Annotated in this window: 15 protein-coding genes; 11 read left to right on the top strand and 4 right to left on the bottom strand. The window is 70.4% G+C overall.

Features of this window, described 5'->3' with window-relative positions; genetic code table 11:
- Together VM889_07040 and VM889_07035 are read left to right on the top strand one after the other, a co-directional pair.
- Positions 1-592 (top strand): hypothetical protein (locus VM889_07040; protein HVL48294.1); only part of this gene is annotated, 592 nt, incomplete at its 5' end.
- 63 nt (positions 593-655) lie between these two features.
- Complete coding sequence (locus VM889_07035) at positions 656-2,191, top strand: acyl-CoA carboxylase subunit beta (GenBank protein HVL48293.1); 1,536 nt, start codon at positions 656-658, stop codon at positions 2,189-2,191.
- On the opposite strand, the gene VM889_07030 is transcribed toward VM889_07035, so the two are convergent.
- Together VM889_07030 and VM889_07025 are read right to left on the bottom strand one after the other, a co-directional pair.
- Complete coding sequence (locus VM889_07030; GenBank protein HVL48292.1) at positions 2,192-3,226, bottom strand: hypothetical protein; 1,035 nt, start codon at positions 3,224-3,226, stop codon at positions 2,192-2,194. It abuts the gene before it with no gap.
- A gap of 52 nt (positions 3,227-3,278) precedes the next feature.
- On the bottom strand, positions 3,279-4,136 hold the full coding sequence (locus VM889_07025) for a CoA ester lyase (protein ID HVL48291.1): 858 nt from the start codon (positions 4,134-4,136) through the stop codon (positions 3,279-3,281).
- A 70-nt stretch (positions 4,137-4,206) separates the two neighbouring features.
- Between VM889_07025 and VM889_07020 the strand changes: the two genes are divergently transcribed.
- Together VM889_07020 and VM889_07015 are read left to right on the top strand one after the other, a co-directional pair.
- Positions 4,207-4,866 carry a redoxin domain-containing protein gene (locus tag VM889_07020; protein ID HVL48290.1) on the top strand — a complete coding sequence of 220 codons (660 nt, stop codon included), beginning with the start codon at positions 4,207-4,209 and terminating at the stop codon, positions 4,864-4,866.
- 24 nt (positions 4,867-4,890) lie between these two features.
- Positions 4,891-6,876 carry a helicase C-terminal domain-containing protein gene (locus VM889_07015; GenBank protein HVL48289.1) on the top strand — a complete coding sequence of 662 codons (1,986 nt, stop codon included), beginning with the start codon at positions 4,891-4,893 and terminating at the stop codon, positions 6,874-6,876.
- On the opposite strand, the gene VM889_07010 is transcribed toward VM889_07015, so the two are convergent.
- Together VM889_07010 and VM889_07005 are read right to left on the bottom strand one after the other, a co-directional pair.
- Positions 6,877-7,752 carry an alpha/beta fold hydrolase gene (locus VM889_07010; protein HVL48288.1) on the bottom strand — a complete coding sequence of 292 codons (876 nt, stop codon included), beginning with the start codon at positions 7,750-7,752 and terminating at the stop codon, positions 6,877-6,879.
- Positions 7,749-8,207 carry a MaoC family dehydratase gene (locus VM889_07005; GenBank protein HVL48287.1) on the bottom strand — a complete coding sequence of 153 codons (459 nt, stop codon included), beginning with the start codon at positions 8,205-8,207 and terminating at the stop codon, positions 7,749-7,751. Before VM889_07005 ends, VM889_07010 begins: the two co-directional genes overlap by 4 nt.
- A 463-nt stretch (positions 8,208-8,670) precedes the next feature.
- Here VM889_07005 and VM889_07000 point away from each other — a divergent pair, with 463 nt between their 5' ends.
- From VM889_07000 to VM889_06970, 7 genes are all read left to right on the top strand, one after another.
- On the top strand, positions 8,671-9,945 hold the full coding sequence (locus tag VM889_07000; GenBank protein HVL48286.1) for a hypothetical protein: 1,275 nt from the start codon (positions 8,671-8,673) through the stop codon (positions 9,943-9,945).
- Positions 9,945-10,598, top strand: coding sequence for an HAD family hydrolase (locus VM889_06995; GenBank protein ID HVL48285.1), 654 nt, complete (start codon positions 9,945-9,947; stop codon positions 10,596-10,598). The genes VM889_07000 and VM889_06995 overlap by 1 nt, the downstream gene beginning before the upstream one ends.
- A 3-nt stretch (positions 10,599-10,601) precedes the next feature.
- Positions 10,602-10,997 carry a CoA-binding protein gene (locus tag VM889_06990; GenBank protein ID HVL48284.1) on the top strand — a complete coding sequence of 132 codons (396 nt, stop codon included), beginning with the start codon at positions 10,602-10,604 and terminating at the stop codon, positions 10,995-10,997.
- Positions 10,998-11,198: 201 nt separating this feature from the next.
- Positions 11,199-11,393, top strand: coding sequence for a pro-sigmaK processing inhibitor BofA family protein (locus VM889_06985; protein ID HVL48283.1), 195 nt, complete (start codon positions 11,199-11,201; stop codon positions 11,391-11,393).
- Positions 11,394-11,450: 57 nt separating this feature from the next.
- Entirely contained in the window at positions 11,451-11,651 is a 201-nt protein-coding gene (locus tag VM889_06980; protein HVL48282.1) for a hypothetical protein, read from the top strand.
- A 64-nt stretch (positions 11,652-11,715) separates the two neighbouring features.
- Positions 11,716-12,621 carry a hypothetical protein gene (locus tag VM889_06975; protein ID HVL48281.1) on the top strand — a complete coding sequence of 302 codons (906 nt, stop codon included), beginning with the start codon at positions 11,716-11,718 and terminating at the stop codon, positions 12,619-12,621.
- Positions 12,615-13,574, top strand: coding sequence for a hypothetical protein (locus VM889_06970; protein HVL48280.1), 960 nt, complete (start codon positions 12,615-12,617; stop codon positions 13,572-13,574). Before VM889_06975 ends, VM889_06970 begins: the two co-directional genes overlap by 7 nt.
- Positions 13,575-13,867: the final 293 nt, after the last annotated feature.

Here is a 13,867-nt window from a genome sequence, read left to right as displayed (position 1 = left end):
CCTCCCGCCCCGCCCCTACCCGCTCCCGGGCCTCGGGGCGAACGGAGGCCTCGCGGTGCCGCCGGGCGCGCTCTTCCTCCCCGATCTCTGGATGGGGATCTGGCGCGACGTCAACGGCGACGGCGTCGTGGGCGTCGGCCGGCCCGGCGACCCCTACGAGGGGGGCAACCGGCCGATCCCGCACCGCTACGCGGCGAGCACGGGCGAGTTCCTTCCCGACAACGGCAGATCCGTGCCGGAAGGGCGGTTCCTTTTCACGCTCACGCCCGAGGCGACGTGGGGCGAGCCGGGCGTCGCGGTCGTGAGCCGCTCGGGCTCGATCCTCGCCGCCGACAACGAGGATTGCCCCGTGTCTGGACATCCGTCCGGACGCTGCTTCATCTCCGGCGCGACCCCGTTCAGCTTCCGCCAGACCCTCCAGGTCCAGACCGGGCGCTGGTCCACGACGCACTTCCTCCTCTTCCCCGAAGGGACGGCGCACGGAGGGTTCACGATCTGCATCGGACCCCGCCTCATCGAGTTCCGGCAGGCGGGCATCGACGTGAGCGAGGTCGTCCAGGATTGCGACTTCGTGGAGCGCCTCGCGACGTGAAGGGCTCAGGGGACCCCGGGTTCCCGGCAACCTTCTTATCGCCCGCGCTCATCCGCACCTGCCATGACCGCGGAGCGGGCGAAGAGGCTCGAGGAGGAGGCGGCGCGCGTCCGCGAGGGCGGCCCGCAGAAGTACCGCGAGAAGCTCAAGGACGAGAACAAGCTCTTCGTCCGCGAGCGGCTCGACCTCTTCTTCAAGGACATCGCGTTCGAGGACGGCCTCTTCGCGAACTACGCGAAGCCCGACCTCGCCGCGGACGGCATGGTCACGGGCGCCGCGTGGCTTGCGGACCGCCGCGTGTGGTTCATCGCGAACGATTACACGGTGAAGGCCGGCAGCATGGCCGAGAAGGGCGTCGAGAAGTTCCTGCGCGTGCAGGAGCGCGCGCTCAAGACGCGGCTCCCCGTCCTCTACCTCATCGACTCGTCGGGCGGCCGCATCACCGACCAGTCCGGTTTCTTCGCGAACCGGCAAGGCATCGGCCGCTACTTCTACAACCACTCCATCATGTCGGGCGTCGTGCCGCAGGTCTGCGTCATGTACGGGCCCTGCATCGCGGGCGCCGCCTACACGCCCGTCTTCTGCGACTTCACGCTCATGGTGCGCGCGACAGGCTCCGCCATGGCGATCGCCTCGCCGCGCATGGTCGAGATGGTGACCGGCGAGCAGATCGCGCTCTCGGACCTCGGCGGCCCCGACATGCACGCTCGCGAGTCCGGCTCGTGCGACATCGTCGTGGACGACGAGCAGGACGCGGCCTTCGAGGTCGCGCGCCTCCTGTCGTACCTGCCGAACTCGTGCTTCGAGCTGCCGCCGCGCTACACGGCGCGCGCGCCCTCGCGCCCGACGGGCGACATCGACGGGATCGTGCCCGAGGACCCGAACAAGGCGTTCGACGTCCACGATCTCATCGACGCGCTCGTCGACGCGGACTCGTTCTTCGAGATCAAGAAGGAGTACGCGCCCGAGATGGTCGTCGGTTTCGCGCGCCTCGAAGGCCGCGTGATCGGCATCGTCGCGAACAACTCCGGCGCGAAAGCCGGCGCGATCTTTCCCGAATCGAGCGACAAGGCGGCCGAGTTCATCTGGAAATGCGACGCGTTCAACGTGCCCCTGCTCTACCTCTGCGACACGCCGGGCTTCATGGTCGGCCTCGACGTCGAGCGCGCGGGCATCCTGCGGCGCGGCCGGAAGATGATCTACGCGACCTCGATGGCGACCGTGCCCAAGGTGTGCGTCGTCGTGCGCAAGGCGTACGGCGCGGGCATCTACGCGATGTGCGGCCCCGCGTTCGAGCCCGAGGCGACGGTCGCGCTTCCGGGCGCCGAGATCGCGATCATGGGTCCGGAGGCCGCGATCAACGCGGTCTACCGTAACCATATCATGAAGATCCCCGAGGGACCCGAGCGCGAACGCTTCATCGCCGAGAAGCGCGCGGAGTACAAGGCGGACATCGACGTGCACGTGATGGCGGACCAGCTCGTCGTGGACCACGTGATGCCGGGCCACGCGCTCCGATCGGAGCTCGCGAAGCGCTTCGCGTTCTTCGAGACGAAGCACCTGCCTCTTCCGGAGAAGAAGCACGGCGCGATCCTCTGATCAATCGTCGCCGCACGCGACGTCCGGGTCGCTCGATTGGTCCACGCCGCAGGTCGCCCCCGCGCCGAGCGCGCGGGCCTCGACCGAGGCGCCCTCGCCCGTCGCGGCCCGGGCGGTCCCGTCCGCGACGCCCCGGGGAACCCTTGCCGAGCGCTCCGCGGCCGCGTGCGCGGCGTTGTCGTCCGCCACCACGAGCGTCGACCCGCCGAGGTCGGCGCCGGTCCCGAGCCCGTCCGCCGCGATCGTGACGTTGCGGGCGTCGGACGACTCCGTCGACGCCCCGCCCATTCGCGCGCGCCCCGAGGCGACGGCGAAGCCGTCCGCGTCGGAATCGGCCGTCGCGTTGCGCACGGTCGATCCGTCGGCGCCACCGCCGATCACCTGGACCCCCTCCTCGTTGATGGCGAGCCCCGCGCCGCCGCCGGACCCGATCTGGACGCCCTCCTCGTTGATCGCGAGGCCTCCACCGAGGCCGCCGCCCGCGAGCTGCACGCCTTCCTCGTTGATCGCGAGGCCGCCGCCGACCGAAGCTCCGAAGACCTGCACGCCCTCCTCGTTGATCGCGAGACCCTCGCCGACCGCGACGTGGCCCGACCCTCCCGCGGGGCCGAGGCGCAGCGATGAGCCGCCGCCGCCGAGGCTCATGGCGTCGTGGTCGATCGCGTTTGCGGAAAGGAGCGCGCCGCCGCCCGGCTGGACCTGGACCCCCTCCTCGTTGATGGCGAGGCCCGTTCCGCCGCTCGCGCCGATGACGCCCGGCTTGTCGGCGAGCGCGATGCCCGCGCCGACCGAGGGCGGGTCCTGCGTACCGCCGACCCAGCCGCCCGCCTCGGGCCGCCCGTCTCCGTCGCGGTCCACCCATGCGGAGCACCCGGTCGCGCCCTCGCTCCAGTGGACCGCGACCGCGCCCACAGGGTCCTCGACGTCCTTGCCGGAACCTCCGCAGACCCCGGTCACGACGGCCGCGGAAACGGCGGACGCGACGGCAAGGACGAAGGTCAGGAGCAGGGCGCGGGCGATCGGGTGTGTCGGCACGCTGGAGCCTCCCGCCTCCGCAGACGTCGGGGGAGGCTTGAAATGCTCGCCCTCAGAGGACACCCGCGTGGCGGGCAAGGCGCATCGCGCGGCGGGCCTGCTCCATGAGCGGCCGGTCGATCATGCGGCCGCCGTAGTTGAAGACGCCGAAGCCGTGCTTCTCGGCCTCGGCGAGGAGCGCCGCGGCCGCGTCCGCCTCGGCCTTCGTCGGCGTGAACGCCTCGTGGATGGGCGGAAGCTGCTTCGGGTGGATCGCCATCTTGCCCGTGAAGCCGAGCGTGCGGCCCTCCGCGGCCTCCGCCGCGAGGCCCGCGGGGTCGTCGATCGTGACGTACACCTGATCGATCGCGCCCACGCCGGCCGCCGCCGCGGCGAGCACGACGCGGCTTCGAGCGTAGAGCACCTCGAGGTTTCCCTTGGTGCGGCGGACCCCCGTCGTCGCCGCGAAATCCTCGGCGCCGAACACGATCGCCCCGACGCGCGCGCTCTCCGCGATCTCGAGCGCGTTCAGCACGCCCCGCGCGCTCTCGACGATCGGAAGGATCGCGACGTCGTGCGGCGTCGCCGCCGCGACGCGGCGGATGTCCTCCGCGCGCTCCACCTTCGGAACCATGACCGCGTCGAGATGGAGCCCGAGGAGGGCCGCGAGGTCCGCGGCCTGGACGTCCGTGCCGGGCGGATTCACGCGCACGACGCGCTCGACCTTCGAACCCGCCGGGGCGGGGGAGGCAAGCGCGTCCGCGACGTCCCGCCGCGCCTTCGCCTTCTCGCCGGGCCCGACGGCGTCCTCGAGGTCGAGGACCACGGTGTCCGCCCCGGAGGCGAGCGCTTTCGGGATGCGGTCCGGCCGGTCGCCCGGCACGAATAGGACGGATCGTCGGATGCGCTCGGCTGCGGGGTTCGCGCTCACGCGGGGGCGACCGCCCGCGCCGCACAAGAGCTTTGCGCGCCGGTCCGGCCGGCGGCCGAAAAGTCCAGGCATGAGACGCGCCCACGACGCGCCCATGCGAAGCGACATCGTGGCGGGCGCGGAGTTCCCCGACTACGTCCTTCCCGACCACACGGATACGCCGCGTCGTCTCTCGGATCTGCAGGGCGACGATCCCATGGTCCTCGTCCTCGCGCGCGGCTACTATTGCCCGAAGGACCGCCAGCAGCTCGCCGACCTCGTCGAGTTCTCCCGCAAATGCGCGGTCGGGTACGTGACGCTCGTCACGGTGACGACCGACGATCTCCTGCATTCGAACGAGCTGAGGCTCGGCGTGGGCGCCGACTGGACGTTTCTCCACGACGAGGCGCGCATCGTGCAGCGCGACCTCGAGATCGCCGAGTACACGGATCCCGGGAACGATCCGATGATCCCGCACACGATCGTGCTCGCCCCAGGCCGTCGCGTCCATTCGATCTACAACGGCTACTGGTACTGGGGTCGGCCCACCCTGCACGAGCTGCACCTGGACCTCCGCGAGGTGTCGAAGCGGATCCGACCCGACTGGAGGATCGATCGCCGCGACGCCCGCGAGCGGTGGACGCGCGGGGAGCGCGACGGATTCTGGCCGTACGGCGGTTCCATCAAGGAGGCCTTCGCGCGGTCCTCGAACCTCGTCGACCAGTATGCCCCGCCTCCGCAAAGCCCATGAGGGGCCCCGGGGTTCGGCGGACCCTTGACCTTCTGGAGCGCCGTCGCCGCCGACGGGTCGCCCCTGGCGCCGCGCGTCTACAGCACGGGCCTCACGCAGGACGAGGCCGTGCGCCGCATCCTCGCCGCGTTCCGGAAGGCCCGCGCGCGGGGCGAGAGCGCCGATGTCTTCTTCCGCGCCGGCACCGGTTCGGGCAAGAGCCTCGTCGCGCTGAACGTCGCGGCGCGGAGCGGGCGGGCCATCGTGAGCATCCCGACCGTGAACCTCCAGACGCAGTACACCGACGATTACGCGGGCGGCCGCATCCGCGTCATGAAGCCCGACGGCCGGCCGCTGCGCCTCGAAAGCGTCAAGGGGCGCGCGCGCTACCCGTGCCCGCTCGAAGGCGGCACCGCCGCCGAGCCGCACGTCTGCAATTCGGGCGGCGGCAAGAAGGAGTCGCGCTGGCGCCGCGCGTGCAAGTGTCCGCATTGGTCGCCCGTGATGCCGTTTGCGAGCTTCGAGGCGCTTTCCCGCATCCGTCCGCAGGACGTCGGCAAGCTCGAAGGGTACGACGACCACCAGGTCGCCTTCCTCGGGAAGCTCGAGGACGCCACGGCGTCATGGAACGGACACGAGGAGCGCTTCGTCCACCTCGGCCGCCGGGGCTGTCCTTACTTCGACGCGCACGCGGGTTTCGCGGACGCCGACGTCGTCGTCCTGAACAATCGCAAGTGGGAGATCGAGACGGACCTCGGGCGCAAGCCCCGCGTGGACGTCGAGATCTTCGACGAGTGCGACCACTTCCTCGACGGACTGTTCGAGACGCAAACGCTCTCGATCGACGCGCTCCGGCTCATCTTCGGCCGCATCGAGCACCCCGCGAAGCTCCTGACGCTCCCCGAGCACGTGCTGCGGGACCCGGCCGTCCTCGAGGGCTACGACGCGGCGGCCGAGAACCTTCCCGACGAACTGCGCGAGGGCTTCAACGCGCTGCGCTCCCTCACGCGGCGCCTCGAGACGTTCCGCAAGCCCGAGGACTTCGAGGACGCGAAGACGTGGAAGGCGCTCGAGTCCGTCCCGGCGCTCCTCAAGGCGCTGCCGAAGCTCGCGCGCGAGCGCATGCACACCGAGTTCCAGGGCCGGCCGTGGGCGACGGTCCACGTTGAAAGCACGCTCGATCTGGGGACGCTCACGGACCAGGACGAGAACCTGGTGGCGAAGGTGAACGCCTTCGTCGAGGCCAAGGACGGCATCGTGCTAGCGTACGACCGCGACGGCGTCCACTTCGCGTACAGCACCTTCGCGGGGCCGTTGAGGAAGCTGCTCGAGAAGTCCGCTCCGCTCAGGCTCTGGATGAGCGCGACGCTGCCCGACCGCGAGATCCTCGAGAAGGTGTACGGCTTCAAGGATCCCGTGATCATCGAGGGCGAGCCCCGCCTCCAGGGCAAGCTCATCGTCGCGAAGCCGCCCGAGGACCCTCCGCGCATCACGTTCAAGACGTGGGGCGAGGACGAGACGAGGAAACGGTTCGCGCGCCTGCTCGAGGCGATCGTCGCGCGGGTGCCGAAATCGGAGCGCATGGTCACGATCGTGCACGGCCAGCAGCGTCTCGTCGACGTCGCGGACGCGAGCCCGACCGCGGCGTGGATGGTGCGCGAGATCGCGGAGGACGCGGAGCGGCACGAGGAGCGCCTGAAGCGCTTCATGGAGGGCGAAGGTCACCACCTCGTCTCGACGCGCATCGCGCGCGGCGTCGATTTCCGCGGCGACCTCTGCCGTCACATCCTCCTTCTCAAGGATCCGATCCCGAACGTGAACGACCGCCGGTTCCAGGTGCTGCGCAAGAAGTGGTCCGAGCCGCTCTTCTGGGCGTTCGTGCAGGACGTGGCGGACCGGCAGCTCGTGCAGATGGTGGGCCGCGGCCTGCGGGCGGGCGACGACTGGGCTCGGCTCTGGGTGCTCGACGCGGCGATCCTCCAGCGGCTCGACCGCGTGCTCGCGAACCGCGCGCACGTCGTGAAGGAGTGACTATTTCGCCCGCTCGGCGATCCACCGGGCGACGTCGTCCCAGAGCGCGCCGCCGACTGTCTCGCGGAAGAATCCGAAATGGCCGATCGCCTCGAGGCCGAGGTCGGCGGGCGCGATCGAGCGGCGCTCGACTTCAGCGCGCTCGAACATCGCGAGGAGCGCGTCGACGGACGCGGGCGGGGCGTAGTCGTCGTCCTCGAAGCCGTACGCGAGGACGGGGGCCGCAAGGTTCCGGAAGCCCTCGCGGCGCTCCGCGGGCTCGCGTCCGACGAACGCCGGGTCGCGGCACCAGGCGGCCCACTCGCGCGCGACCCCCGCGGGAAGGTCGGTCCCGAGGCCGGCCCATCCGGGCGCGCGTCCGAACGCCGCGACGAGGGCCGGGAGGACGGCGTGCCACACGAGCGCGTACTTCCAGCGCGCGGGGCGCGGCCAGTGGCCCCACCAGCCGCTCTGTGAAGCGACGAGCACCGCGGCGTCCACCTCCCGCGCGGCCGGCGAGAGCCCGAGGAGCCAGCCCCCGGCGCTGTGGCCGACGACCGCGAGAGGCCGACCCGGGTGCGCGGCGCGGTGCGCGCGGATCGCGGCGGGGATGTCGCGCTCGGCCCAGTCCCGCATGGTCGCCGGGAACCCCCGGAGCGAAGCCGGGCGCGACCCGCCGATCCCGCGATAGTCGAAGGTGAGGACGGGAAAGCCGCGCGCGGCGAGGTGCCGCGCGAACGCGCGGTAGTGGGAGCGCTTCACGGCCGTCGCCGCGTCGACGACGACGGCGGGGCGCGGCGGCGCGTTCGCGGGAGGCTCGAATCGCGTCGCGGCGATCGTGAACCCGTCCTCGCACGCGATCGGCTCGTCGCGCTCGACGACGCGGTCGTCGCTCATCCCTTCGACGCCTCGCGCGTGCGGACGAGCGCGCGACGCTTGTAGGTGAGGACTTCCTCCCCGCGCTGGTTGGTGACCACGTGGCGGATCTCCACGAGGCCGCGATCCGGCTTCGAGGTGGGCCGCTTCGCGACGACGTCGCTGCGGACGCGGATCGTGTCGCCGTGGAACACCGGCTTCGTGTGCTCGACGTCGTAGTAGCCGAGGTTCGCGACGAGCGTCCCGGCGGTGAGGTCGTTGACGCTCAGGCCGACGCTGAGGCTCAGCGTGAGGAGGCCGTTCACGACGCGCTGGCCGAAGGGCGTGCCCTTCGCGTACGTCTCGTCCAGGTGGAGCGGCTGGTTGTTCATGGTGAGCGCGCAGAAGAGGACGTTGTCCGCTTCGGTGATGGTGCGGCCCGTCTCGTGCTGGATCACCATGCCGACCTCGAAGTCCTCGAAGTGCCTGCCGGCCATGACGCGGGTCCATCGCGGCGCGCGCCTTAGGATTTTTGCACGAAGGCGTGGGGAAGCGTGTGCCGGTCCGGACCCGGACCCGGACCCGGACCCGGTCCCGACGCCCGACACCCGGATCCGGGCCCGGTCTCGGCACCCGGTCCCGGCGCCCGGCGCCCGGCTCCCGGTCCCGGCGCCCGGTCCCGGCTCCCGGCGCCCGACACCCGGTCCCGGCTCCCGGACCCGGACCCGGTCCCGGCTCCCGGCGCCCGACACCCGGTCCCGGCTCCCGGCGCCCGGTCCCGGCTCCCGGCGCCCGGTCCCGACGCCCGACGCCCGGACCCGGTCCCGGCTCCCGGTCCCGGCGCCCGGCACTGAATCCTGGCGTGCGGACCCGGTGGACAAGGCGGTGCGATCGAGAGGCGTGTTCCACGTCCTCACAACAAGGCTTTTTAAATGCAGGGTGGTCGGTAGCATGATGGTCATGGGACAGCCACGCCGGGCGTTTGCCCTCCTTGCCGTCGGTCTCCTCCTCGCGGTGAGCCTTCTTGCCGGCTGCATCGGCTCGAAGGACGACCCGGCGCCGGAGCAGGGACTGAACGAGTCCGAGCAGGACCTCGGCAATCTCTCGATGCCGGACGCCCGCGACGGGCGCTTCAACGCCTTCGACGAGACGAACCGGACGGAGAACGGCACGGGCGGCATCGATCACCACCATGACTACTGGATGGGACGCACGCGGGTGGAGCTTTTCAAGCTGCGGGCGGAAATGTTCCCCCGTCCTTCTCCGGGCGGCACGGACGTCGAGTTCAACATGCCGCTCGGCCAGACGGTCTACGAGGGCACGGCGGCGTTCGAGTTCCTCGTCTCGAACCCGGAGCGTCACGTCTGCGATCCGTCGGCCGCGACCTTCAGCACGAAATACACGTGCACGGACGGCAACGGGCTCGGCGCCCCCAACCCCGGGGTCCGCGCGCCGGATCCCTCGCCGCCGCCGCTCAAGCTCTACTACCTCCACTCCGCGACGGCGGAATGGATCGACGCGGGGACCCTCGCGTGGGGCACGCCCCTCGTCATCAAGGTCCAGCCGCGCGAGACCGACATGCCGCACTCGACGACGAGCCTGTGGCGCTTCCGCGTCGTGTCGACGCGGCCCCTCGTCGACTCGACGCTGACCTTCGAGGCCTCGGCGACGATCGTCAAGGGCGAAGGAAGCGTGCCGCGCTGGCCGGGACACCCGGACTTCTACGCGGACAAGCGCTACCGCCTCATCTACGACGACGTCTCGACGACCTCGGAGGGCGGACAGCTCGCGAACGCCACGGGCTTCCAGCACAAGCTCACGCAGAAGTCGCCGAACCGGCTCATCTCGTACGGCACGCGGACGCTCCTCGTGTGGATCAACGTCACCAAGTTCGAGCCGCAGCCCGGCTTCGCGCCGACCGTGTGGTACCTCTACTTCCACAACGCCTCGAACGACTGGATGGCGACCCATCTCTTCGACAAGGAGAACAACAGCATCGAGAAGACGAAGAACCTGCATTTCCGGCTCAAGGTCGACGATGCGGGCATGGATTCGCCGTACTCGGATGCGAGCCGCTGGGAGTTCGTCCTGCGCGGCACGTACGAGATCCCCGGCACGACGTACACGTGCTACAGCGGCTGCGCGGTCTACCGCGCGGAGTACCAGATGAAGATCATCGCGACGGACATCGTGCTTCCCGACGACCAGTACAACCGCGTCAGCGACGTGAACTGATGCGCGGTCCCGGCCTGGTCCTGGACCTCGACGGCACGCTCGTGGACAGCGTCGAGTCCATCACCCGGGCCTTCGCGGCGGCCGTGGCGGAAGGCGGGCACGCGCCCATCCCCGAGGCCCTCGTCCGCGCGCGCATCGGCGAGCCGCTCGTCGCGATGTTCGAGGACCTCCTCGCCGTCCCCGAGAAGGAGGCGGACGCGCTCGCGGCGGTCTATCGCGAGCACTACGCGATGATCGCGCCGCGCCTCGTGAAGCCCCTTCCCGGCGTGCCGGACCTCCTCGACGCGTGGGGCCTCCCGATGGCCGTCGCGACGACGAAGCGCACCGATCAGGCGGAGCTCGTCCTCGACGCGCTCGGCCTGCGCTATCGCTTCGTGGACGTGATCGGGATCGACCGCGCCGCGGGCCCGAAACCGCATCCCGCGCCGGTGCTCGAGGCCGCGCTCTCGCTCGGCCTTCCGCCGTCGCGCTGCGTGGTGATCGGGGACACGAAGTACGACGTCCTCGCCGCGCGCGCCGCCGGCGCGCCTTCGATCGGCGTCCTCACGGGCGCCGGGACGCGCGCGTCGCTCGAGGCCGCGGGCGCCGACCTCGTCGTGCCCGACCTCCGCGCGCTCGACCCAAGCCTTTTCGCCAAGCTCGCGCCTCGCTGAGGCGTGGACGCCCGCGAGATGCTCGCGACCGCGCGCCGGATCCACGTCATCGGCTTCTCGACGATGCCGGGCAAGGATGCGCACGAGGTGCCTCGCTTCCTGATCGAGCGCGGCTACGACGTGGTCCCGATCCACCCGACCGCGACGGAGATCTGCGGACGGAAAGCCTACCCGACCCTCGCGGACGCGCCGGGGCCGTACGACCTCGTGAACGTCTTCCGTCCCGCGCACGAGACGCCCGCGATCGCCCGCGAGGCGGTCCGCCTCGCCGCGCGCGCCCTCTGGCTCCAGACGGGCATCGTGAGCGCCGAGGCGCGCGCCATCGCGCAGGCGGGCGGCGTCCACTACGTCGAGAACGCGTGCACCCGCGTCGTGCACCGGTTCGTTCAAAAGCCTTAAAACGCCGGCCTCGCTTCGAGGGCCGATGCTCCTCTGCAAGAGCTGCGGGCGCAAGATCGCGGCTTCCGAGGTGAAGTACCGCACCACCGAGGGCGGCGTCTCGAAGCTCATCTGCCCCGACTGCGCGAAGGAGCGCGGGATCTGATCCGCGCCCCGGCGTCGTCGAAAGCGCCTTGAGGGGACCCCGCCATCGCGGAAGCGATGGTCCAGACCCGCCGGCTCGTCCGCACGCTCGTGTGGAACAGCATCCTCGGCGTTTTCATCCTGCTCGTCGCGAACGCCCTGAGCGGCGGCGCCGTCCAGTATCCCTGGTGGGGCATCGCGCTCTCGGCCGTCGCGGGCGTCCCCGGAGCGCTCCTCACGATCCTCCTGCGCCTCGTCGTCGGGTGGGCGTGAGTCGGCCGCGACGACCGATTCGATAAGCTCTAAGCACCCCGCGGCCGGTGCGCGCTCATGCAGCCCGCCGCGGTCGCGCAGGCCCTCCCCGATGTCGGGGTCCCGCAGTACGTTCTCGTCATCGTGGTCCTCGCGCTCGCGCTCATCCTCGGATGGAAGCTCCTCAAGCTCGCCTTCCGCGTGGCGCTCATCAGCGGCATCCTCCTCCTCGGGTGGCTCGCGCTCTCGAAGGCGGGCTTCCTGCCGGGGCCAACGTGAAGTCGGTTGGGTGAGAAATGTTCATGTCGGGCCTGACTTCTCACCGACGTGGGAGTCGAAGGGCTTGCGGCCACCATTCATCATCGTCGCGCTGCTCGTGACCGCGCCACTGGGATTCGTTCGCGCGGAATCGCCCGATGCGCCGGACGATTGGCAGCATGCCCTTCCCGTGCCGACGCAAGACATCCACGGTACGGTCGACTGGGCCGATGTCGACTGGTATCGGTTGTCCGTTCCCGCGGGTTATGTTCTCGTGGTCCGGTCCGATTTCTCCTGGGACGGGGTTCGTCCCATCATCTCTCTACTTTCATCCTCCGGCCAAACCCTGAGTGAGGTCCGGAGCCCGGACGGATGCCCCTGGCAGGGCTGCCCTCCCCTCATCGTCAAAGCCGGCGCGGCTGATGGGATCCTGATCGTTGGATTCAGGTCGAAGTCGTTGTTGCTCGCCGAGAAGCCGTATCACCTGAAAATCCAGATCCAGCCGGGAGTCGACCTCCGCGTGAGCGCGCCGCGCATCGTGCCCGTCAACGCCTATACGGCGCGGGTCGAGGTCGACATCGCAAACGGGGGCCCGGCGCTCGCCGCGGGATCCACCGTGAGCCTGTGGTCTCGCCCCGTTCACCCGCCGACCGCGGGACCGCGCAACATCTGGACCTTCACCGTGTCGCCGCAAGCCGGATCTTCCCAGTCCCTCGTCGTCCATTGGAATCAGCTCCTCCAAGCCGGCGATTTCGTCGTCTGGGCGACGGCCACCCACCCGGACGAGGTCGACCCTCGCGACAACACGAACGAAACGCGGACCTGGATCGCGGTCGGGGGCCTCGGGATGGGATTCGACGCACCCCAACGCAAGCTCGCGGCCGCCCCGCTCTATGTGACCACTGGCCACGACGCACGCGGTGTCTACCTCGACGTGGCGGTCGAGAGCTACCGGGTCGTGATCGGGCGGGGGTGTTTCCTCTCATGCTGATCAGGATCGGTTGCATTCTCGTGCTCCTCATGACCACCGTGCCCTTGGCGCGTGCGGACGCAGGCGATCCGGACGATGCGGGCAACACGTGGAGCGCCGCCCGGAACGTGTCCGCGGCCTCCTTCGCGGGCACGCTTCCCGTCGGTGACATCGACTGGTATCGGATCGTCGTCGCGCCGGGCCAGACCGTCGCGTTCTACGTCGACTACGGAGACTGGGGCGCGATGGGCGCGGAGATCCGCGACGATCGCGGCGAACGGCTCGCCTATGGTGACGACACCGCGTCACGGCGGATCTTCGTCTTCGCGGGCTCGGACGATGGGCCTCTCCGCCTCGGCATCTGGAACGGCATGTGGAACATGGCCCTGAGTTACACCGTCACGTGGGAACTCCGCGACGGTCCCGACTTGGCCGTTGCGGCGGTCCGGGTCGACCCACGGCCCCTCCAGACGCTCGCGGGGCCCGTCCCGGGCCTGCATCGCGAGGTTGCGATCGACGTCATCAACGAAGGGATCCTGGGCAGCGACGGCGCGCTCCTCACGGCTTGGATCGAACACGAGGATCCGAACTTCTCGGGCGTACGGTTCCTCGGGAGTGCTCCCGTGACCCTCAAGCCCGGGCAGGCCTCGACGGTCCGATTCCACTGGGACGCGACGGGCGAGTGGGGCGACGTCACGATCGTGGCCGACATCCACCCGTCGTTCGACGCCGACTGGCGCGACAATCGTCTGCGCGTGGTGACGTCCACGGGCATCCTGCCCGGGTCGCCGGGAGGCGATGCGTTGAACAGGAAGGTCGCCGCAGGGTACCCGACCTATCACGCGATCGAAATCAAGTACGAAAATGACTACAAGGGAGTCACGGTGGCCCGTCACGTCACGATGGGTGCCGTTTCCGTCGAAGTTTCGACGCGACGCACGGGCGCGTGGCCGGTCTACGCATCGGTGGTGTGAAAACTCGAGACCCGCGCCGCCGGCGCGTAGCGACGCACGGTGACCCAATCCGGGTCGGGCGCGCGCTCGTCGAGGTCGCGTCCGCGCAACTCGTACGCGGGGCGGGCGCGAGGGGACGATGGCGTCGCTCGTCCCGGATCGCGCCGGCGGTGGGGCCTTTACAGCGTCACTCCGTCGCACATCGCGCGCTCCGGCGCGCGACGTGCGACTGCGTGCCAGAGGAGGGGGCTGCTCGCCCCCTCCTCTGGACACCTCCCGTGAGGCAAGGGGGCTCTGCCCCCCTGCACCCCCCG

This window comes from Candidatus Thermoplasmatota archaeon (assembly GCA_035540375.1).
Taxonomy (GTDB): Archaea; Thermoplasmatota; SW-10-69-26; order JACQPN01; family JAJPHT01; genus DATLGO01.
This window is presented reverse-complemented; position numbering and strand designations above follow the sequence as displayed.

Coding starts and splice junctions, on each gene's coding strand:
- VM889_06985 (HVL48283.1), top strand. CDS start 11,199: ATGGTCCAGACCCGCCGGCTCGTCCGCACGCTCGTGTGGAACAGCATC.
- VM889_07010 (HVL48288.1), bottom strand. CDS start 7,752: ATGAGCGACGACCGCGTCGTCGAGCGCGACGAGCCGATCGCGTGCGAG.
- VM889_06970 (HVL48280.1), top strand. CDS start 12,615: ATGCTGATCAGGATCGGTTGCATTCTCGTGCTCCTCATGACCACCGTG.
- VM889_06980 (HVL48282.1), top strand. CDS start 11,451: ATGCAGCCCGCCGCGGTCGCGCAGGCCCTCCCCGATGTCGGGGTCCCG.
- VM889_07020 (HVL48290.1), top strand. CDS start 4,207: ATGAGACGCGCCCACGACGCGCCCATGCGAAGCGACATCGTGGCGGGC.
- VM889_06995 (HVL48285.1), top strand. CDS start 9,945: ATGCGCGGTCCCGGCCTGGTCCTGGACCTCGACGGCACGCTCGTGGAC.
- VM889_07035 (HVL48293.1), top strand. CDS start 656: ATGACCGCGGAGCGGGCGAAGAGGCTCGAGGAGGAGGCGGCGCGCGTC.
- VM889_07005 (HVL48287.1), bottom strand. CDS start 8,207: ATGGCCGGCAGGCACTTCGAGGACTTCGAGGTCGGCATGGTGATCCAG.
- VM889_07000 (HVL48286.1), top strand. CDS start 8,671: ATGGGACAGCCACGCCGGGCGTTTGCCCTCCTTGCCGTCGGTCTCCTC.